A 19,387-nucleotide genomic window follows, 5' to 3' on the forward strand; every position below is an offset into this window, starting at 1 on the left:
GTCGGTGCTAGCGCTGCTTGTACGCTCGTCGGTGCCGGTGTAGCAAGGGTTCGGTATAGCCGTTCGGCTGCTCTGCACCTTTGAACACCAGGTCGCAGGCGGCTTTGAACGCGATGCTCGCGTCAAAATCGGCGGCCATTGGCCGGTACGCAGGATCCTCTGCGTTTTGCTTGTCCACCACCACGGCCATGCGCTTCATCGTCTCCATGACTTGTGGCCGGTCGCAGACGCCGTGCATGAGCCAGTTAGCGATATGCTGACTGGATATCCGCAACGTCGCGCGGTCTTCCATCAAACCAACATCATTGATATCCGGCACCTTGGAACAACCCACGCCCATGTCTATCCAGCGCACCACGTAACCGAGTATGCCCTGTGCGTTGTTATCCAGTTCCGCTTGAATATCGTCCGCACTCAAAGATGCGGCCGAGCCCAGCGGCGGTTGCAGTATGGCGTCGATACTCGCCAGCGGACGCTTCGCCAGTTCTCTTTGACGCGCGGCAACATCGACTTCGTGATAGTGCATTGCGTGCAAGGTGGCTGCGGTTGGTGACGGTACCCACGCGCAATTGGCGCCCGCCTTCGGGTGCGCCGCTTTGGTATCGACCATCTGCTGCATTTCATCCGGCTTCGGCCACATGCCTTTGCCGATCTGCGCGCGCCCCGGGAAGCCGCAACGTATGCCGATGTCCACGTTCCAGTCCTCGTAAGCCTGTATCCACGGTTCCAGCTTGATCGCTTCTTTGCGCAAAACCGGTCCGGCCAGCATGCTCGTGTGAATTTCATCGCCGGTACGATCCAGAAAACCGGTGTTGATGAATACGATTCGATGACGTACGGCGCGTATGCATTCGGCAAGGTTAACGGTCGTGCGCCGCTCTTCGTCCATCACGCCGATTTTGACGGTGTGACGTTCCAGACCGAGCAGGTCTTCTACACGATCAAACAGCGTGTTGGCGAACGCGGCTTCGGCCGGTCCGTGCATCTTGGGCTTGACGATGTAAACGCTGCCGGTGCGGCTGTTCCGGTGCTTGCCGCTTTGCTTCAGATCGACAATAGCGCACGCGGTGGTTATGACGGCATCGAGTATGCCTTCGAATACTTCGTCGCCATTGCTATCCAGCAGCGCATCAGTGGTCATCAGGTGACCGACATTGCGCACCAGCATAAGGCTGCGGCCGGACAGGATGACGGGGTTGCCGTCCGCTCCGAGATAATCACGGTCCGGTTGCAACTCGCGAACGACGTCTTCTCCGCCTTTCTTAAACGTAGCGGTGAGCGTGCCACTCATCAGGCCGAGCCAGTTGCGGTACACGGCGATCTTGTCCGCCGCGTCAACCGCGGCGACTGAGTCTTCACAGTCCTGAATAGTCGTCAGAGCGGATTCCATGACAATGTCACAAACACCGGACGGCGATTGACTCCCTACCGGGTTAGAACGGTCGATGTGAATTTCGAGATGCAAACCGTTATTGCGTAACAACAGCCGTTGCTCATCGTCACCGAAGAAATGCCCGACGTACTGCTGCGGGTCTGCAAGCCTCGTTTCGTTGCCGTTCTCCAGAGTAATGGTCAGCTCGGAACCCGACTCGACCTCGACCGGTTGGTACTTAACAACATCAGTATGACTGCCCTCGGCCAACGGCACGGTACGGTCAAGAAACTCTTCGGCATAACGAATCACGGCAGCGCCGCGCTGCGGGTTATACCCACGACCGGCCGCACGCCCATTGTCAGACGAAATCACGTCCGTGCCGTAAAGCGCATCGTACAAACTGCCCCAGCGTGCGTTCGCAGCATTCAGTGCGAAGCGCGCATTGCTGACCGGTACCACCAGCTGCGGTCCGGCGATGCTCGCGATCTCGGGATCAACGTTCTGCGTGTCAATTTCAAACGCTTTGCCTGCTGGCTGCAGGTAGCCAATCTCTTCGAGAAACGCGCGGTACTCATCCGCATTCCACGACTGGCCGGCACGCGCCGAATGCCAGGCATCAATTTTTTCCTGCAAGGCGTCACGCTCAGCGAGCAGTTGCCGGTTGATGGGCGTGAGATCGTCAATAAGCGTCTGCAAGCCGCTCCAGAAGTGCTCTGCCGATATATCGGTCGCCGGCAACAGGTCATTCTCTACAAAGGAGCGGAACTGGTCATTGATCGTCAGGTTGCAGGTCGTTGATTCGGTCATAACGGCAATCTTGCTCAATTCTTATTTCAGGGGTCAACGGTATGGACATCATAATGCCTATCGTCGGCTGTTGTTGCGAATTAACCGGGCACCGAGCCGTTGTCCAATGTTGGTGCAGTTCAGTCGGTCGGCGTTGCCGCCTGTCGAAACTTGTCCGGAGCGCCGCTATGCCGTGTTCCGGCAATCACCGGGGCCGCGCATCAGCCGTGACGCACGATTACCCGGCAAGGTAGACTGGATGCAATTCATATTCATTGACTATCGGAGTTTGCATGCTGCCTGTTCGGTTCGCGCACAGATTGATCCTCGCCAGTCTCATTGGCTGCTGGGCCATTTCTGCAACAGCGCAGCAGAATGCGGAATCGCAGCCCGAGGTTGAACAACGCGTCATCGATGTCGATGCGACAGAAAATCGCGATGCGGCTATTGAGCAACGTATCGAGAAAATCTACTCGCAGATCGAGTCACTAAGTGATGTCTCTGTGGAGGTGCAGGAAGGCGTCGTCACTCTAGGCGGCCAAACGGCAAACGAAGCACAGGCACGACGTGCCGTGGAACTGGCCGAACGTGTAGCGGGCGTTGTCACGCTCGAAGACGACATTGCACGCACACTGGATGTTGAAGGCAACCTCGCGCCGGTCGTCGACGACCTGAAACAAAGTGCCCGCGATTTTCAACGCGCATTGCCGCTGTTGGCCATCGCACTGACGATACTGATTGTCGTGGCCTGGCTGGGTCACCGTCTCGCGCGCTGGCAATCACTGTGGTACCGGATTGCGCCGAACCCTTTCCTCGGCGATCTGCTGGCACAAGCGGTGCGTATCATCGCGTTTTTCATCGGCCTGGTTATTGCGCTCGACCTGATGGGCGCGTCCGCGTTGATAGGCACGATATTGGGCGGTGCCGGTGTCATTGGCCTGGCCATCGGTTTTGCCGTGCGCGACACGCTCGAGAATTACATCTCCAGCATCATGCTCAGCCTGCGCCAGCCGTTTCGTGCCGGCGATCACGTCGTGGTGAATCAACACGAAGGCATCGTTGTCCGCCTGACCTCACGTGCCACCATTCTGATGACCACGGACGGTAATCATTTGCGCATTCCCAACTCCGACGTCTTCAAAGCCGTCATCCTGAACTACTCCCGCAACCCGGAACGCCGCTTTACGTTCGAACTGGGGATTGATGCAAACGACGATCCACTGGCCGCAATCAACACCGGTGTAGCGGCGATTGAAGAACTGGATTTTGTGCTGAAAGAACCCGGCCCTTCCGCGAAGATTGAAACAGTGGGCGATTCCAACATCGTCATCTGGTTTGGCGCCTGGCTGGATCAGAAAGAAACCGACTTCGGCCGCGGCAGAAGCCTCGCGATACGCGCAGCGAAAGATGCGCTGGAAGCCAAGGGCTTTACGCTGCCGGAACCTGTCTACCGCATACGGTTTGATGACTCGGCGGCAGCAGCAAACCTTGAAGCCACCTCAAGATTGCGCATATCCGAATCGTCGAGGGTGATGAAATCCGACGCCGCCGACGCGGTACTCGACACCCGTCCGGACGATCATCTGGAAAAGATGATCTCTGAGGAACGGGAGCAGGACAGCGGCACCGACCTGCTGGATCAGAGCAAGCCGGTGGAGTGATCGCGGCTACTAAAGGCGACTCGGTTCCCCGGGAACCTTTTTCCAACGAACTGCATCCTTGCGCGTGACCGTGAGTTCGCCCTTTGCGGGTTCGCGATCCACCAAGGAGCATAAACATGACCACTTACGCACTCATCGTGTTCGTCATTGCCGCGCTCGGCGGCCTGGTAATGGCGATGAAAATACTCAAAGGCCAGCTCGCGCCCTGGGCTTTGTCCCTGTTGCACGCGGCTCTTGGCGCGACCGGCCTCGTGCTGCTGTTGTTTGCCGTTGTCAACGGCCCGGCGAATTCCCGCGTGGCGGCGGCGCTCGGCATCCTCGTGGTCGCCGCGCTCGGCGGTTTCTACCTGGCGTCGATACACGCGCGCAAGAAAGTAGCACCCACGGCGGTAGTGCTCGTGCATGCGGCCGTTGCGGCCGTCGGTGTACTGACTCTCATAACGACATTGCTATGAGCGAAGGCGAGACTGAGCCAAAACCGCCGGTCCGCTTGCGGTTGCACGCGGCGCTGGTGCACTTCCCGGTCAGCGCCTGGACGGCCGCCGCCCTGCTCGAATTGACGGAGACGTTCAGGGACGGCCCGGAGCTGGCAGGGATCAATACCGCGGCCGCGATTTACGTGCTGGTCTGGCTCGGTCTCGCGATCGCGACCATCGCCCTGCTCGCCGGAATGCTCGAGTATTCGCAACTACCCGAGGAACCGGCAGTGATGGCAACAGCCAACCGCCACATGCTGCTGATGGGCAGCACGTTTCTTTGCTTCCTGATTGTGGGCCTGACGCAACCGGGTGCGAGCGTGATTGATACACCGCCCGGATTACGCACTGGCATAACGGTGCTTGGGTTGCTGTTGATGGTGGTCGGCGCGCACGTTGGTGGGCGGTTGGTGGTGCTAAGGCAGGAAGAGTGGTAGAGAAAAATCAGGGGCCTGAACCCTTTTCCCCTGTACTATTGTTTACCATGCAACTTCGCATTCTCTATGGATCCTGTCATGACAAAAGAACTTAATGAAATTGAAAAAAGCCTGACGCAAACCAAGAAGCAATTCTTGACGATGGCGCAGCGCGCAACCAAAGAGCTGGACCGCCGTCGCAAGGCGCTGAGCAAAGATTTGGCACGCGCCAATAAACGCGCTCAAAAAGCACGTGCCGACCTTAAAAAGAAGGCTGAACGACTCGCAAAGACGTCCGCGGCCAAGGCGAATAAAGACCTGAAAAAGCAAATCAGCAACCTCAAAGAAGTGCTGGCTACGGCGCGTGCGGATGCCGCGCAACTGCGTAAGGACCTCGAACCGGTACGAACCGACCTGGCCAATGCCCGCGATCATTTGTCGCATGCGTTGCACATTGATCGGGCGCTGAAAAAAATCAGCAAGAAATTTAGCGCAAAACCGGCGGCGAAAAAGAAAGCCAAGAAAAAAGTGGCCAAAAAGAAAGTTGCTAAGAAAAAGGTAGCAAAGAAGAAAGTCGCCAAGAAAACAGCGACCAAGAAAAAGGCACCTGTCCGCAGAAAGAAGGCAGCATCGGTAAAGGTTGCTAGCAAGAAGTCAGCGGCCACTTAAAAAATCCGGGACAGTGACCTGTTTCGTACGCCGCGGCCGCTATACCTCAGGTCGCCGGTCGAAATCAGTCACTGTCCCAAATTATTGAAACACTGCACTATCTCCACCATCGCCTCCGTACCAAACCGGCAATAGCGCAACAATTGCGAGTCGAGCTCCTGCTTCCTCGCACTGTCCGTCGCGCAGAAGTTGGAGTCCACTAACTTTTACGCTTTTCCGAAACGCAGGCCTTGCTAGACTGTTACGACCCGCCGCGCCACGGCAAGAAATGTGGAACCCGCAATGCCCCGACCGACTGCTACCTTGATCGTCCTCCTGCTGACCACCCCGGCCCTCGCTCAAGTGACTGATCCGGAGTTCGCGGCCTGTATTGCCGATCTGAAAACACAGGCGCGCGCCGAGGGCATTGGCGAGCCGGTCGTCAACCAGGTCCTCGACCAGGTACGCAAGGTTGAGCGCGTCATCGAACTCGATCGCCAGCAGCCGGAGTTCACCCGCACCTTTGCCGACTACTACGGGCGCCGGGTCACCGAGGACCGGGTCAGGCAAGGCCGTGCGCTGCTTGCCGAACACCGCGACCTGTTATTGAAGGTGCAGGATACCTACGGAGTGCCGGCGCAATACCTGCTCGCGTTCTGGGGCCTGGAGACCAACTTCGGCAGCTACGTCGGCTCGATGCCAGTGCCGGATTCGCTGGCGACGCTGGCTTGCGACGAACGTCGCAGCGGGTTCTTTACCGCCGAGCTGATGGCGGCATTACGCATCATCGAGAAGGGCAACATCCAACACGCCGACATGCTCGGCTCCTGGGCCGGCGCGATGGGCAACTTCCAGTTCCTGCCGTCCGTGTACCTACGCCACGCCATTGACGCCGACGGTGACGGCCGCCGCGACCTGTGGAATAGCCTGCCGGATGCGGTGACCTCCGCGGGACGTTTTCTTGCGGATCTCGGTTGGGAACGCGGCTACCGCTGGGGACGCGAGGCAAAGCTACCGGACGATTTCGATTACGCCTTGACGGGTCGCCAACAACGCCGGCCACTTGCCGACTGGGTAACGATGGGTGTCACCGATGCCCACGGCCGCGCGCTCGCGCCACTCGATGTGCCGACCGCCGTGATCGTACCCTCCGGCGGCGAAGGCCCGGCGTTTCTCACCTACCCGAACTTCGACATCATCATGCGCTGGAACCGTTCAGAGCTTTACGCACTGGCCGTCGGCCGTCTCGCCGACCGGATAGCAGGTGCTGGCGAACTGACTCGGGCACCGGCTGACGCGGAGTTAAAACTTACGTTTGAGGACGTGCGTGCACTGCAAACCTCGCTGAATTTACTGGGCTATCTTGATGACGAACCGGATGGCTTGTTCGGACCGAACACGCGGCGAGCATTGAGCGCATTCCAAAAGGAGCGCGACTTGCGTGCGGATGGGTTTCCGAGTGAGGAGGCATTGCGGGCGGTGCGAAGCGCGTCCGAATCACTGTAGCAGTGATCAAGGGCCTACCCATCGGTTATGCCGTTTTCCGGCGGCAGGCCTTAGTTCACTGTTTTATAGTTGTTTGAGGAAAGTCTCGCACTTGCCTCGCTGCCCTTCATTTTGGGACCAGCGCCGAACGTTTTCGAGATTGATCGTTTGTGCTTTCGCCACCAGCACGGCCTGTTCGAATGCTTGTTGATCGTTCCAATGAAAATACGCAGCGAGGCGGTCCTTTACGCAATCGGTTGGCGTCAGTAAACGCAGCTTTCCGACGTCAGTCTCACGTGTTGTAACTTCGCGAACGCGCTCGTCGCCAACTGTGAGCGGCCCTGTTGGAAACTCGACGAAGAATTCAGTGTCTTTATGAACGAAGTAGCGATTCTTTTCGCTAAAGCCAAGCGATATCAAAACCGCCACCACTTGCCGCCTCGGCACAGGGCCCTCTTCGATGAAGTCGATGTCCTTGGAGACGTACTGACCGTTCGACCAAATAGCAACGCAGGCGCCGCCGGTCAGCGTCACCGTGATGCCCGCCTTTTCGAGTGCATCACAGACCAGCGCAGAAAGCTCTTCGGCTGACATTTGCGCTACTGGCTTCATAACGGCTTACCTTTGCGCCGTGGCCGGCTGCGGCTCACTTGCAGTTTTGCGCGCAGCGCTTCTGGATACAGTTGCAGCGCCTTTTCCAACATGGCCAGTAACTCTGCCCGCAAAGGATAGCGAGGATTAAACTCGTACTGCCGCGTTGTCCCGATTTCATTGCTCACCAACACACCCGCCTGCTCGAGACCGTCCATAGCCTTCTGCAGCGGATTAAGCGGCGCTTCGAAGAAGCGTGCAATTTCCCGTGCATAACCGCGCTCGCGCGCCACTAAATAGATAAGGACGCGTTCCTTGTTCAAACTTCCCAGCAACTTGCCTAACATGATAGACCTTTTTTATGTGTCAATTGACATACTATATAGGTCGTTTGCGTCACAGATGCAAGCCCACCCGTCACATCCGCAGAGGCTATTCGCTAACTGTATAAACATTCGCGGAAGATTCATTCCAGTTTATTGACTCGGTCTGCGTTTCAGCGACCAGTAGCGCCTGCTCGAAAGACCGCGGATCATGCCAGGCCACAAACGTGGTCGCCTTTCTCTCGTCACGCCTCCGCGGCAAGCACTCTGACAATCTCCACCATCGCCTCCGTATCAAACCGGCAATAGCGCAATAGCTGCTCCTCAAGCGCTTGCTTCCTCGCACTGTCCGTCGCGGGATTAATTGCCTCAAGAAAGCCATCTGCCGCGCCCATGCCTTCGTTGATCCCTTCGAGCCCGGCGTAACTCATTTCCGGCACCATCGCGGGTAACACCGCCTTGATTGACCACGACCCCAGCATTTTCGGGTGGTAGTAGTGGTTCCTGACGATGGGATACAAGTCCACGAGCCGGTCGGCAATTGCCCGCAATGCAGCGGCCAGATCAGGAAACAATCTCGCCAGCCCGTTGATTACCGTCCGCTCGTAACTCGTGTACATCAGGACCGGCCCATCCGTGCCGAGGCACGAGATCAGACTCTCGGCCAAGGGCCGCATCGGCGGCTCGCCGGAGAGATCAAGAAACTCTTCGTGCCGAATCACGCCATCGGCTTCCTCAATGTGACAAGACCACTGCACGGCCGCGGCAGCGTAAGGCCGGGTACCCGCCCAGATCGGCACGGCGGGTGCGATGGTCTCAAAGTCGAGGTAGTAACGCGGAAAGCCAAGGGCCGCGATGGCCTTGCGGGCACCGTCGCGAACTTCCGCCTCGCCCGTGCAGGTCACGCGGTAGATGCGCTTCTGAACACTGCTGAGTTCGTCGGTCGCCGGACCCAGGTCCCGAATATCCCGGTAGCCGGCCGCGACTAATGCGCCCAGTTTGTCCTTGCCGCCACGCAAGCCGGTCAGCGGATACTCGGTATCCATCGGCCAGCAGTGCGACTGGAACGGACAGTCGTAGGGACTGCTGCAATGGGCACCCACGGCAACATCGGGAACACCTCCACTGAGCGCGGCCCTCCCCTTTGCGATCAGCTCCGGTACCTCGTGCAATCGCTCGAGGACGCGTTCGGTGACGTCGACTTCGGTGATGAGGCCGTCGTAGTTGCCGTCACCCTGGTAGACGAACTGATTGTTGATGTGGCCGATGGAGATGGATGAAAGCTCAACACCCTGACCACGCAGGACCCAGTACTGGATGGCGCAGTCGATGATGTGCACGTCTTTGACGGAGGCGCTGGCTTTGATCTCGATAGCACGCCAGTGATCGCCATCCGGGAGAAGGACATCGACGCGAACGAGAACGCCGTCGTGATGGAGCGTGGCTTCGAAAAGTGGCTGGTGGAAGTTGGAGGCGAGGAGTTGGGTGGTTTGGTGGAGTGCGGCGGTCAGGCCTTTGTCGTAAGGGATTTCGATTGAGTCGTTATTGTCGTAGAGAGCCTTGGCGATCGCACCGACCTGGTTGCCGGTGGCGAAAAGGGATTCGGTTGAGAGGGAGGTCTCGCCTAACTCGGGGTGGTGTTGTTCGAGGTGTAGGCGCTTGGGGCATTGCCAGGCGGAGAGTAGGCGGGATTTGGAGAGGTGGGGTTTGGTGTTAATCATTTGCCGATATTATCCGAGACTGACACGAGGACTTTCAATCACGAGTTAAATCGCCTGAGACATCTCTTCCTAGAAAGTTACCGGGGAAAATCCCGACAGAGTCTGGCAAAGTACAATGAATACATCATAAGGCCAGAAGAATGAGTGACCCAAGACCCGGCGCTGGCTGGCATTCATACCTGCCCGAGTTCGTTGATACCGACGCTTCGGCGATTGAATCGTCTCTTGCGAACTTTGTTCGCGACGTATCCCGTGAGCAGCAGGTCAGCTGGCACAACAGTATCAAGTGGCTAAAGCGCGAATATGGACAGCTCATTGGCACGCACGAAGAGGCCGAATCGTATACGACACTATTGGAATATGAGCTGCCGCGGGACTTTCGCCGTCCCGACATCATAGTCCTTGAGGGCGCTGTCATTGTAGTGCTCGAAGTCAAAGGTCGCGGCGGCAACACTCAGTCTGCGCGCGATCAGGTGACCGGCTACATGCGCGATCTCTCTGCATATCACGGTGCTTGCGCTGGCCGCAAAATTGTTTCTGTGGTTGTTCCTTCAGACTGGTCAGCTGGGCCGAAGGAAAAGGATGCCGTTTGGGTCATGGGAACAGAAGATGTACATCCGTTCCTATTAAAGATGGCGCACGAAAATAAAGGCGAGCCTGTAACTGCAGAGGCTTTCTTGGATGATGACGCTTACGCACCCCTTCCGACTATCGTTTCGGCCGCGAGGTCGCTGTATGAAGGCCGACCGCTTCCATTTATTAAGCGGGCAAGAGCAAATACTGATCCGGCCCTGCAAGCAATCTCCGAAATTACCCACAATGCAGCTCGATCGGGTACGCGAAATCTTGTTCTTCTGAGCGGCGTCCCTGGATCCGGTAAGACGCTGGTAGGCTTGCAACTTGTTCACGCTGGGTGGCTAGACGACCTTACCGTCGAACGAAAAGGCAAAAAGATGTCGCCTGCAGTCTACCTTTCGGGGAATGGCCCTTTGGTTGCTGTGTTACAGGATGCGCTAAAAGGCGGGCCGGTCCCCGGCAGTGTGTTTGTTCAAGACATCAAGAGATACGTTGCTTACTATTCGAATTCACGCGGTCACACCCCACCTGAGCATCTAATCGTCTTTGATGAGGCGCAACGTGCGCATGATGCGGAACGGGTCGCAACGGTTCATAAACGACCTATTGGGCCGTCCGAACCCGAGCATTTGCTAGAATTCTGCGCGCGTATCCCGGACTGGTGCGTCCTGGTTGCGCTAATTGGAGACGGTCAAGCAATTCATGCCGGCGAAGAGATAGGGGTTCGTCTGTGGGCGGATGCGATCGCAGAGCGGCATCCTGATGAAAATTGGTCTGTGCACGGCGCTACTCAACTTCAAGGTTATTTCGCAGAATCTGCCTCCAATTGCCACTGGATTGCAGCGCTAAATCTAGACGCAGAAATTCGCTTTCATCTGACCCCTAAGGTACATGCGTTCGTTGAATCATTGCTTGAAGAAGCGCCAGTTGACAACCGCCGCGCGATTGGCGACGAACTCTTTGACGGCGGCCACAGATTTCTGATTACCCGCTCACTTGATGATGCTAAACGTTATCTACATGAGCGGTACGAAGGCGCGCCCCTTTCCCGTTATGGCATCCTGGCGTCGTCGAAGGACAAAATACTCCCGCAATTTGACGTCGATAATACGTTCCAGAAAACCAAGAGACTAAAAGTTGGTGCATGGTATAACCGACCGGCCGATGATGCCCTTTCGTGTTGCCAGCTCGAGACAGTTGCGACCGAATTCTCGTCGCAAGGCCTGGAGCTTGATGCCGCACTTGTTGCTTGGGGCTCAGATCTCATTCGTGAGAATGGCGAATGGTCGATGCGAATGTCTCGCGGTACGCGCGGCAATCTTCATGACCCGCTCCAGCTAAGAAAGAATGTTTACCGTGTGTTACTTACCAGAGGACGAGACGGAACAGTGGTCTATGTGCCAGAGTCCGAGGCGCTTGAGGAAACATGGAAATTCTTATTGGAATCGGGATTTAGAGAGCTGGCTGTTTAGGAATAGCCGAATGCGCTTCGATTTCCAATCAGCCAGGGCGCGTCCACGCTGAGGATACTGTTCTGCAGAACTAAATGAATCGGAGCGATCTTTAGTTCTAGCGCCCCTTTCTAATCACGTTGTCAGGTTTGGGGATTCCACCAATCAGATCTGCAATCAAACTATCTTTCTTATAGGTGATTAGCGCAAATCGACCGTGTGGTGAGGCAGGTGCGCCCAACCAGAAAACTGCAGATCAGAAAACGAAAGTTTGGCGAGACCATTTGACCATTGAAGAGGCGCTGGAACGCCTGCCGGTTGGTACGACAGCGTTGCAGAATGGCAAAGCGACGTGAGGATAGCGCCCAATTTGCGGTGCGATAGCTCATTAGGATTCAGCCTAGTTCTGAACTTGGCAGGACCGCTCAGAATGCCGCGCTGCGGCGCTAGGCACGCATACATTGCTGCGAATGGCGATGAGCTGGGAACCAAGATTGTTCCTGGATTAGGCTCTGCGCAGCCTACGTGCATCAGCGGCGTGCCTCTCTTTATGAACTCGACCAGTGTGAATCTTCGCTGGCCCATTGCTGTCTTGTAGTGCTCGAGATTTTCATCCCTAGGGCAGCGACCGTCTCTGATAAGTATTAGATGACGAGTTGATTCAAGATCCTCGGCCTGACTCATAATCCACCTTAGGCCGTGAGACAAGACATCAAGTGGCAAGCTTTCTGTTTTGTCTTTCAGTGCACGCCAGTAGGCCTTCAGTGACCCATCTGGAGCGGTCAATGCAATTGCAGCTATTCGACCTTCCCTTTGACCGCCTCGTCCTAAATCGAGGCCAATGAACCACGCGTTCTTGAAGAAGTCTCCGTCCGCCGGCTGCGTAGAAAAGTGAACGCCACCTGCTTTCTGTAGTATGGCCATCGCAAGTCCGTGTCGAGAATAGACCGGGTTTGAGGCAGTTGAACATAACTGAAATGCCGAATTCTCTTCGTCAAGATATTTGATCCATTCGAGTGCGTTCTCCGGAGGCCGGTCTCCTCGTTTTCCATCAAGCGGAACAAGCACCAAATTGACTTGATTCTCGTCCGCTATGAATTGCTCCACCGCCTCGGCGTCAGCAAGCTCAACCCATGAAGCAACGCACCCCCATTCCCGCAAGACTCCAACGACATGCTCAGCTATATCAATCGATTTGGCGGTCCTTGCAGAGACCTTGCTCAACAATCCTAATCGGATTGCAACCGGCTGCACCGCGGTGTTTTTCCGTACCAGAGACAACAAATTCCGCGAAATGCCATCGCCTTGAGTCAGTGACAATAGGCTTTTTTGTCCAGATGCGGTCTGATAGATAATCTCGCCACTCAAATCGTGCGCGTCAAATGCTTTGTAGTTTTCGAGTCCGCACAGGTCCGGCGAATCTGCTAGGTAGCTTATTAAGTGACCAATTTCTTCCAACAAAGGCTCATGACGAAGTACAGCGGGGTATCTTCCTTTTTGGAATAGTTCGACCGTACTTCGGAAGCTTGGAATACTTACACCATCTTCGAAGAAAACCCTTGCGATCGTAATACCAATTAGGGTGTCGTCTCGGCTTACCCCAAAAGCAACTCTCTGAATTCGAAATGCGTTGCGGCAAGTATGCTGGGATCCTGGTATATCGATCGCCTCAGAATTTCTAATCCATACACGCAGGGCTTGACCGTGCACATCATACGAGTATGGGCAACCCTCTACTTCGAGCTGCCGCTCAATCAACCGGCGCCAATCATCAGGTTTTGATAAACCTGGGATTCGGTAGCACTCCCAAGTTAGGTTTTCTACAGTATCAATCATCAGTATCCTGATCGATCATGATTTTTGGCCAAACTAAAGACAGATACATCAAGTACGTTATCGAGCGATTCAACTGCTCTGCATATCCGAAATTTCCGCGAGGATGAGCAAAGCGATTGCGTATTGCATTTAGCGCTCGCAGCATTGGAAACACTTGAACCGGATCGCCTCTTTCGCAGTAGATGAGATTCTCGTCCTGCACGCGGTTTATTAGTTCTACGAATCTCGCCGACGCATCCACATCTCCGACATGTTTCTCCAATTGTTCTTTAAGTATTTCGTGAGCATCAGTAACAAACTTTGACGGGCGTCCTAAAGGACGATGCCCCATCACCCAGTCGATGAATGACGGATGCTTTTCCGACGCGAGGTATGCGACACCGATTAGCGCTCTTTCGATCAGCTGAAGATGCGCTTGATTCTCCAGGTCAAGATCTTCGGGAAGAACTTCAATCGGCTCGGGCACTGCTAAAGATTCCCTTTGTCCAGCCTGACCAATGCTTTCACTAAGCTGCTTTTGTGAGGCGCTAATGGATTCCAGCTGGCGCTCTTGATCTGCAAATGCCTCACCAAAGATATTAAGTGTTGTGCGGATCTCCGCCAGCTCAACCCTCAACCTCGACTGCCCCTCCCCCAACTCATCAAGCGCTGGCCATTCAAAATCTTCGTCATCCTCTTCAAGAGAAGCAGCCTTGATATCTGGCGGTCTCTTGGTTTTTGGGCGTCGGATCTCAAAAGTATCTGCATCACGCTTAAACTCCGCAACTAAAGCATCGTAAGTTTCAGGAGCCTTCTCATAGACCCAGGCTATACGCTTGCCATCCCACTGCCGTCCGGAGATCATTTTGGCCCTATCGCGGTCATTCGGATGAATCTCGACCACGAAGTGCTTATCATCCTCCGTTACACGAATAGGACCCTGCTTATCCGTATTTGGATTGATCATGTTTCCCATCGCAAGTGACCTTCTTGTCGGTAGCAAATGCCAATCTTAGATTCCGTCATTTTTGATTGCCGTGCGGTCCATCACGGAACATCCGCATCCCGCAATTTGAACATTTCTCTGGTTTAGTTCTCGCTAATGACCGGGTGCCGTTTGCCCGATGCCAAGTCGACGATCGCGTGCTCGCTATGCCCCGGATACACAGGAGAAGCCTCGTAGCACTTCGTCGAGAGCGGCCTGGCGACTCGAATTCGGAAGGTCTGTAAACTCAATCACCGCCTCATCGAAGTGCTGCCGAATCGACTCCTCCAAACCCTTGTCGCGATAGGCGCGGAGCTGCGTCAATCGGTACTGTTGATTTGGCTTGATTTCATTCGGACAGCTTCTCGCGAGAATCCACTCATCAAGCAGCTGCGACCCGAGTAAAGCGAAACATGGTTCAAGGGCCGCTTCAGCCTGGCTGGCTAGTCCATCTAAGTCCTTTTTACCGAACTTGACACATTGTTCCTGCGCTGTCTTTACCTCCACGGCAATTTTCCGTTCGTCTGGTAGCGTGACCTCCAAATCGATACCCTGAATCGAGCGCTCGACCAAACGGGTCGCGCCCGCTTTGCAAAAAGCAATCGCCAGGAGCTTCTGAATGAGCTTGCCATATTCCTTGTCGGATTCTTGCGAGAGCTTGCTCAATCGTCGATAGACTTCGCGCTTCATCGGTCGAACTCACTTTCAATACTGGCACCGTTAGTTTGTGACCAAGGTGCCAACATCACTATGTGGCGCTGTTTGCTCATATAGTTTGCGATTCGATCGGTGAATTGACCAAGAACAGACGCCACCAGGACCGAACAGTGATCCGACAGCGCCTCGATCGCTTGAGCGAGGCCGGCCTGCTTCTCTGAATCAAGGCTTTGAACCGGGTCATCCAAAGCAACCATTTCCCACGCGTCATCACTTGCTTGGGCCTCAGATTGAGCGAAAAGAACGGATAGCGACAAGGCATAGATTGCCGCTTGATTCAGGATGGGCACCGCGGGCCGGTCAGATGCATCGACCAAGTCGTAAGTTATACGTTCCGCTGTAGCGTGAACACTCACCTGTATGGCGGTGTCGTCCTGTGTGATAAGCAAATAGTACTTCCCGAGCGCCTTATTGACCTCGGCCGCACGCGCGTTTGATCGCTCGGCTTGAACATCGCGAGCGATACCCCCGAGGAACATCAGATCGGAGCCGAATCCCGCAAGCTCGTCGAAAGCTTCATTTAGATCGGACAACTCCTGCGACGCCGACACGTCGATAATCGATTCAGCCTTCTCTGTTGCGACAAGCCACTTTTCTACGAGATCCAATCTCGCCCAGTCAGCTTGGTGGTTCTCCAGGCTTCGGTCCCTGTTTGACGCGAGCTCATCCAGGCTGGTGATCTTGGACTGGATTGATTCGCGCTGCTTCTTAGCTTCGGCCAGTACATCGTGAACAGTTGTCGATTCATCAGTGCCCAGCGCTATACGAAGCATGTTTTGACATTCAACAACCTTATCGTGACCCATCTTCTCAGTCCTAACCAATTCTCGCAGTTTATTTCCAGCGGACGTCACGCGATCAAGCTCAAGGCATGTTGCTTCTTGCGCCGACTGTAGCGATGCAAATTCATCGGTGCGCATTGTGCGGATTGTTTCCGCCAGGCGTGCCTCTAAACCCGACACCTCTGTTTCGCATACTGGGCACGTGTCACCACGATTTGCCAACTCAATCGCCGCGGTTACCTCGGTTTCTCGCTCAGTCTCATTTCCCCCGGTTTTTAGTTCCTCCTCGAGATTTGACTGTGCTTCTTGCCAGGCGCCGTTCACTTGCTCGAAGTTCGCTATTTGCTGACTCAACCGGGATGCTTGGCGGCGAAGGGCATCTAAGGCTGCGAGCGCAGGCGAGGCGGATCGTGCGCCCCTCGGCCATTCGCGAGCCCAGCTTCGGACGGCTTCGGCGTCGGTCTCGCTAGGAAAATCCACCGCAAGACCAAGTCCTGTTGCGAGGGTTCGAGCTTGGGTGATCATTTGTGATTTCAGTGTCTTCGCAGTTGCTTCACTGAGCTGATTGGTATCGAGTCCGATTGTCGCCGCATGGTTCTCGAGCTCACTGAGGCGGCGACGCGGTACATCTAAAGCGCGATGAGCTTCATCGTTCAATGCCTCAAGCGTCTTGTCAATATCGGTGAGAAGCTTAGTCGGCTGGTTGGACTCGATAGTTTTTCGGAGAGCAAGGTCATCATCAAGGCCAAAGCAATGCGGCTAAAATTGCGCTGCGCTCGGTCGTCGACACCACGCGTTGCCTCGCAGCTTCTTGATGGAAGCAGTGGGCCCGTCGATAAGTTTCCCAGTCGGGAATTCCGGACTCAATAAGCCAGGATTCGGCACTGCCCTCAGTAAGAACAGCACCGTTCGGGACTTTGATAGTGAACTGGTCTGCTCCCCGCAGTTTCGCGTTAGCGCTTCGCTGCCGTGTAATCAACGTCGGTGCCTCCGCGGTCTCGAGCTCAAGCGCCACCGCTGTGGGTTCAATGTCGTCCGTCTCGACCCTAGTTCTAAGCTCCCAGTCCTGACGCTCGTCGATACCTGCCCCCTTCTTGGTCACTACAGCTCCAAAAAGACACCATTCAATTGCGTTTAGAAGGCTGCCCTTGTCTCTGGCGTTCTCAGCGACTATTGAAGTGATCGAGGCATTCAAAGGTACGCGATGTTGGTTGTTCCAACCGCGAAAATGCGAGAGTGTTAGCGCCAGTGGCATCATGCGCGCAACACATCTTTTAGGCAGGCGGCCGCTTCGTCCACTCGACACACAAGCGAATCCTTGTCCTCCACAATTGCGGTCCCACCGGTTTCGTGATCGCCCTTGAGCCTAGCGAGCATTTCCAAACGCTCTCCGACTCGGACCCCGTGCTGTTTGATGCGCTCCTCGAGCACTGCCCATAAATCCATTCCTGGCTCCTCAGTCGTTCCTGCTTATGTGCCAGCTCAAATTGTACCGAACCCGGGCGAATTGGGTTTTAACACGATGCCAAAACCGTGAAAAAAATCCTCGTTTAGCGGCGTGGACAAGCCACCTCAACGAGTCGTGAAGAGCCCAATTGGCAAGCCCGAGATTTCTGGTCCACTCACGCCGTTAGTATTTCCGGTTGTTGATTCGTATTTTCTTCATTCCATCGCTGTAGGTAATGCTTCGGATTCATTCCGCCCAGCGATCCGTGCGGTCTGATCGTGTTGTATTCCTCAAGCCACTGGTTGATCACGACCCGTGCTTCAGTCATCGAGCCAAATAACCAACGATCCAGGCAGGTACTGCGAAAGATGGAGTTGAAGCTTTCGCAGTAGGCGTTCTGCCACGGACTGCCAGGATCGATGTAGTGCGTGTCGACGTGTTTTTCCTTGAGCCATGTCTGCACTGCCTTTGAAACCATTTCGGGGCCGTTGTCGCTGCGCAGACAGACCGGTCGTCCGTGTTCTTCGAACAGCTTTTCGAGAACCCGAATGACATCCGTTGCCGTCAGACTGCGACCAACCGTGATCTCAAATCCCTGCCGAGTATACTCGTCGACCACCGTCATGCACTTCAGTTGCCGCGCATCCTCCGTTTGATCAAAGACAAAGTCGTAGCTCCAGACGTGGTTCGGATACCGAGCCTGGTTCACCCACTGTGTCGTCATGCCAAGTACCTTGCGTTTCCGGCGCTTTTTAATGACCTGCAGCCCTTCTCGCCGTCGAATCAGCCGCACCGTCTCCCGGCTGATCGACCAGCTGCCCCGCATCAGGTCATAGATCTTGCGGTAGCCAAAATACGGGTAGCGTTCCGATAACCGGACCACTTCCTCGTAGGCCGCATCGACCAACTCCTGTTGGCCAACGTAGCGGTAGCTTGAGCGGTTCAGCTGTATCGCCTGACAGGCGCGTCGTTCGCTGATCTCGTACTGGTTGCGTAAGTACGTTACACAGCGACGTCGCTCTGCCAGGCTCACCACTTTCGGCTGTTGACGTCCTTCAACATCCGAATGTCCAGCGTCTGTTCCGCGACGACCTTCTTCAGCTCGGCATTCTCGCGTTCGAGTTCCTTCAGTCGCTTGGCCTCAGAAACAGCCATGCCGCCAAACTTCGACTTCCACCGGTAAAACGACTGCTCCGAGCAGTTGTGCTTGCGGCAGACATCGGCTACCGACAGCCCGGCCTCAGCTTCCTGCAAAATCCGGATGATCTGTTCTTCTGTAAATCGCTTGCCTTTCATTGGTGCCTCCTGGGTCGGGAAACACTAACATAGCAACTGGACCAATTATGACGGGGCTAGCCACATCGGCTTCTTCGCCCTCACCGGGGTGGAGTTCAATCTCACGGCGGTGGCGGCACTGCTTGCGCTGATCGGTTACTCGATCAACGACAAGGTGGTGGTGTTCGACCGCATCCGCGAGAACCTGCGACTCACGCCGGACAAGCCAATGCTGGAGCTGCTGAATGACAGCATTGGCTCCACGCTGACGCGCACGATATTCACCTCGCTGACCACCTTCCTGGCACTCCTGCCCATGGGCCTTGCCGGCGGCGTCGCCGTCGCCAGCTTCGCGTTACCGATGCTGTTCGGGATCGTCATCGGCACCAGCTCGTCGGTACTCATTGCCTCGCCGATACTCTATTACCTGGGCCAACGACGAAGCCTCAAGGGACTGGCGCAGCTACGCCCAACGGCGGAGGAGATGCGAAAGGAGCTGGATGCGTTGCCCTGAGTAATTCAACAAGGAACTCAATAAGGACACCCACAGTAGCCGGAATCAAATCCGTATGAAGAGCGGAGGGTGCTTAATAGGGACACCCACATTAGCCGGAACTAAATCTGCATGAAAAGCAGAGCAACTCTAAAAGGACACCCATAGTTATCGGAGGACACCTCTAAAAGGACACCCATAGTTATCGGAATCAAATCTGTATGCAAAGTACAGAAAGACTGAAATTAGTTGTGGGTGTCCTGATTGGTTGTCCTGATCGGTTGCGGCCCGCTTTACAGTCACAAGGCCTTACCGATGCCAGCGTGCAGGGAAACGTAAAAAGGACACCCACATTGGCCGGGGT

18 protein-coding genes and 1 pseudogene are annotated in these 19,387 nt (G+C 55.4%); 7 read left to right on the forward strand and 12 right to left on the reverse strand.

Annotated features, from left to right (window positions below; translation table 11 throughout):
* Positions 1 to 7: 7 nt before the first annotated feature.
* A complete protein-coding gene (locus tag BA177_RS12260) occupies positions 8 to 2,182 on the reverse strand; it encodes a malate synthase G (RefSeq protein ID WP_068616600.1) in 2,175 nt (724 codons plus the stop codon).
* A 272-nt stretch (positions 2,183 to 2,454) separates the two neighbouring features.
* On the opposite strand from BA177_RS12260, the gene BA177_RS12265 reads away from it, so the two are divergent.
* From BA177_RS12265 to BA177_RS12285, 5 genes are all read left to right on the forward strand, one after another.
* The gene (locus tag BA177_RS12265) at positions 2,455 to 3,822 is read left to right on the forward strand and encodes a mechanosensitive ion channel family protein (protein ID WP_082990083.1); all 1,368 of its coding nucleotides are present in this window, start codon (positions 2,455 to 2,457) and stop codon (positions 3,820 to 3,822) included.
* Positions 3,823 to 3,938: 116 nt separating this feature from the next.
* Complete coding sequence (locus BA177_RS12270) at positions 3,939 to 4,277, forward strand: hypothetical protein (RefSeq protein ID WP_068616602.1); 339 nt, start codon at positions 3,939 to 3,941, stop codon at positions 4,275 to 4,277.
* Positions 4,274 to 4,735 carry a DUF2231 domain-containing protein gene (locus tag BA177_RS12275; protein ID WP_068616604.1) on the forward strand — a complete coding sequence of 154 codons (462 nt, stop codon included), beginning with the start codon at positions 4,274 to 4,276 and terminating at the stop codon, positions 4,733 to 4,735. Before BA177_RS12270 ends, BA177_RS12275 begins: the two co-directional genes overlap by 4 nt.
* A gap of 78 nt (positions 4,736 to 4,813) precedes the next feature.
* Positions 4,814 to 5,383 (forward strand): hypothetical protein, encoded by a 570-nt coding sequence (locus BA177_RS18635; protein ID WP_156762808.1) that lies wholly within the window; start codon positions 4,814 to 4,816, stop codon positions 5,381 to 5,383.
* A gap of 282 nt (positions 5,384 to 5,665) precedes the next feature.
* On the forward strand, positions 5,666 to 6,868 hold the full coding sequence (locus BA177_RS12285) for a lytic murein transglycosylase (protein WP_068616608.1): 1,203 nt from the start codon (positions 5,666 to 5,668) through the stop codon (positions 6,866 to 6,868).
* A gap of 63 nt (positions 6,869 to 6,931) precedes the next feature.
* On the opposite strand, the gene BA177_RS12290 is transcribed toward BA177_RS12285, so the two are convergent.
* From BA177_RS12290 to BA177_RS12300, 3 genes are all read right to left on the reverse strand, one after another.
* Positions 6,932 to 7,441: a hypothetical protein gene (locus BA177_RS12290; protein ID WP_197493014.1), complete on the reverse strand. Its 510-nt coding sequence runs from the start codon at positions 7,439 to 7,441 to the stop codon at positions 6,932 to 6,934.
* 14 nt (positions 7,442 to 7,455) lie between these two features.
* Positions 7,456 to 7,785, reverse strand: coding sequence for a transcriptional regulator (locus BA177_RS12295; protein WP_068616612.1), 330 nt, complete (start codon positions 7,783 to 7,785; stop codon positions 7,456 to 7,458).
* Positions 7,786 to 8,006: 221 nt separating this feature from the next.
* Positions 8,007 to 9,482: a DUF2779 domain-containing protein gene (locus tag BA177_RS12300; protein ID WP_068616614.1), complete on the reverse strand. Its 1,476-nt coding sequence runs from the start codon at positions 9,480 to 9,482 to the stop codon at positions 8,007 to 8,009.
* Positions 9,483 to 9,622: 140 nt separating this feature from the next.
* Here BA177_RS12300 and BA177_RS12305 point away from each other — a divergent pair, with 140 nt between their 5' ends.
* Entirely contained in the window at positions 9,623 to 11,530 is a 1,908-nt protein-coding gene (locus BA177_RS12305) for a DNA/RNA helicase domain-containing protein (protein WP_068616616.1), read from the forward strand.
* Between the two features lie 180 nt (positions 11,531 to 11,710).
* Here BA177_RS12305 and BA177_RS12310 read toward each other — a convergent pair whose 3' ends face one another.
* The 8 genes from BA177_RS12310 to BA177_RS12345 all read right to left on the reverse strand — a co-directional run bounded on the left by BA177_RS12310 (position 11,711) and on the right by BA177_RS12345 (position 18,551).
* Positions 11,711 to 13,345, reverse strand: coding sequence for an argonaute/piwi family protein (locus tag BA177_RS12310; protein WP_156762809.1), 1,635 nt, complete (start codon positions 13,343 to 13,345; stop codon positions 11,711 to 11,713).
* Positions 13,338 to 14,300: a hypothetical protein gene (locus BA177_RS12315; protein ID WP_068616620.1), complete on the reverse strand. Its 963-nt coding sequence runs from the start codon at positions 14,298 to 14,300 to the stop codon at positions 13,338 to 13,340. Before BA177_RS12315 ends, BA177_RS12310 begins: the two co-directional genes overlap by 8 nt.
* A 174-nt stretch (positions 14,301 to 14,474) precedes the next feature.
* Positions 14,475 to 14,999 (reverse strand): hypothetical protein, encoded by a 525-nt coding sequence (locus BA177_RS12320; protein WP_068616622.1) that lies wholly within the window; start codon positions 14,997 to 14,999, stop codon positions 14,475 to 14,477.
* On the reverse strand, positions 14,996 to 16,465 hold the full coding sequence (locus BA177_RS12325; RefSeq protein ID WP_068616624.1) for a hypothetical protein: 1,470 nt from the start codon (positions 16,463 to 16,465) through the stop codon (positions 14,996 to 14,998). Before BA177_RS12325 ends, BA177_RS12320 begins: the two co-directional genes overlap by 4 nt.
* Positions 16,466 to 16,547: 82 nt before the next feature.
* On the reverse strand, positions 16,548 to 17,066 hold the full coding sequence (locus BA177_RS12330; protein ID WP_068616626.1) for an AAA family ATPase: 519 nt from the start codon (positions 17,064 to 17,066) through the stop codon (positions 16,548 to 16,550).
* Positions 17,063 to 17,254 carry a hypothetical protein gene (locus BA177_RS12335; RefSeq protein ID WP_068616628.1) on the reverse strand — a complete coding sequence of 64 codons (192 nt, stop codon included), beginning with the start codon at positions 17,252 to 17,254 and terminating at the stop codon, positions 17,063 to 17,065. The genes BA177_RS12330 and BA177_RS12335 overlap by 4 nt, the downstream gene beginning before the upstream one ends.
* Positions 17,255 to 17,430: 176 nt before the next feature.
* Complete coding sequence (locus BA177_RS12340) at positions 17,431 to 18,288, reverse strand: IS3 family transposase (RefSeq protein ID WP_068612111.1); 858 nt, start codon at positions 18,286 to 18,288, stop codon at positions 17,431 to 17,433.
* A complete protein-coding gene (locus BA177_RS12345; RefSeq protein ID WP_068612112.1) occupies positions 18,285 to 18,551 on the reverse strand; it encodes a transposase in 267 nt (88 codons plus the stop codon). The genes BA177_RS12340 and BA177_RS12345 overlap by 4 nt, the downstream gene beginning before the upstream one ends.
* A gap of 64 nt (positions 18,552 to 18,615) precedes the next feature.
* On the opposite strand from BA177_RS12345, the pseudogene BA177_RS12350 reads away from it, so the two are divergent.
* Positions 18,616 to 19,044: pseudogene (locus tag BA177_RS12350) on the forward strand (protein translocase subunit SecDF); the annotation flags it as partial.
* Positions 19,045 to 19,387 lie beyond the last annotated feature (343 nt).

The sequence above is a fragment of the Woeseia oceani genome, from assembly GCF_001677435.1.
GTDB lineage: Bacteria > Pseudomonadota > Gammaproteobacteria > Steroidobacterales > Woeseiaceae > Woeseia > Woeseia oceani.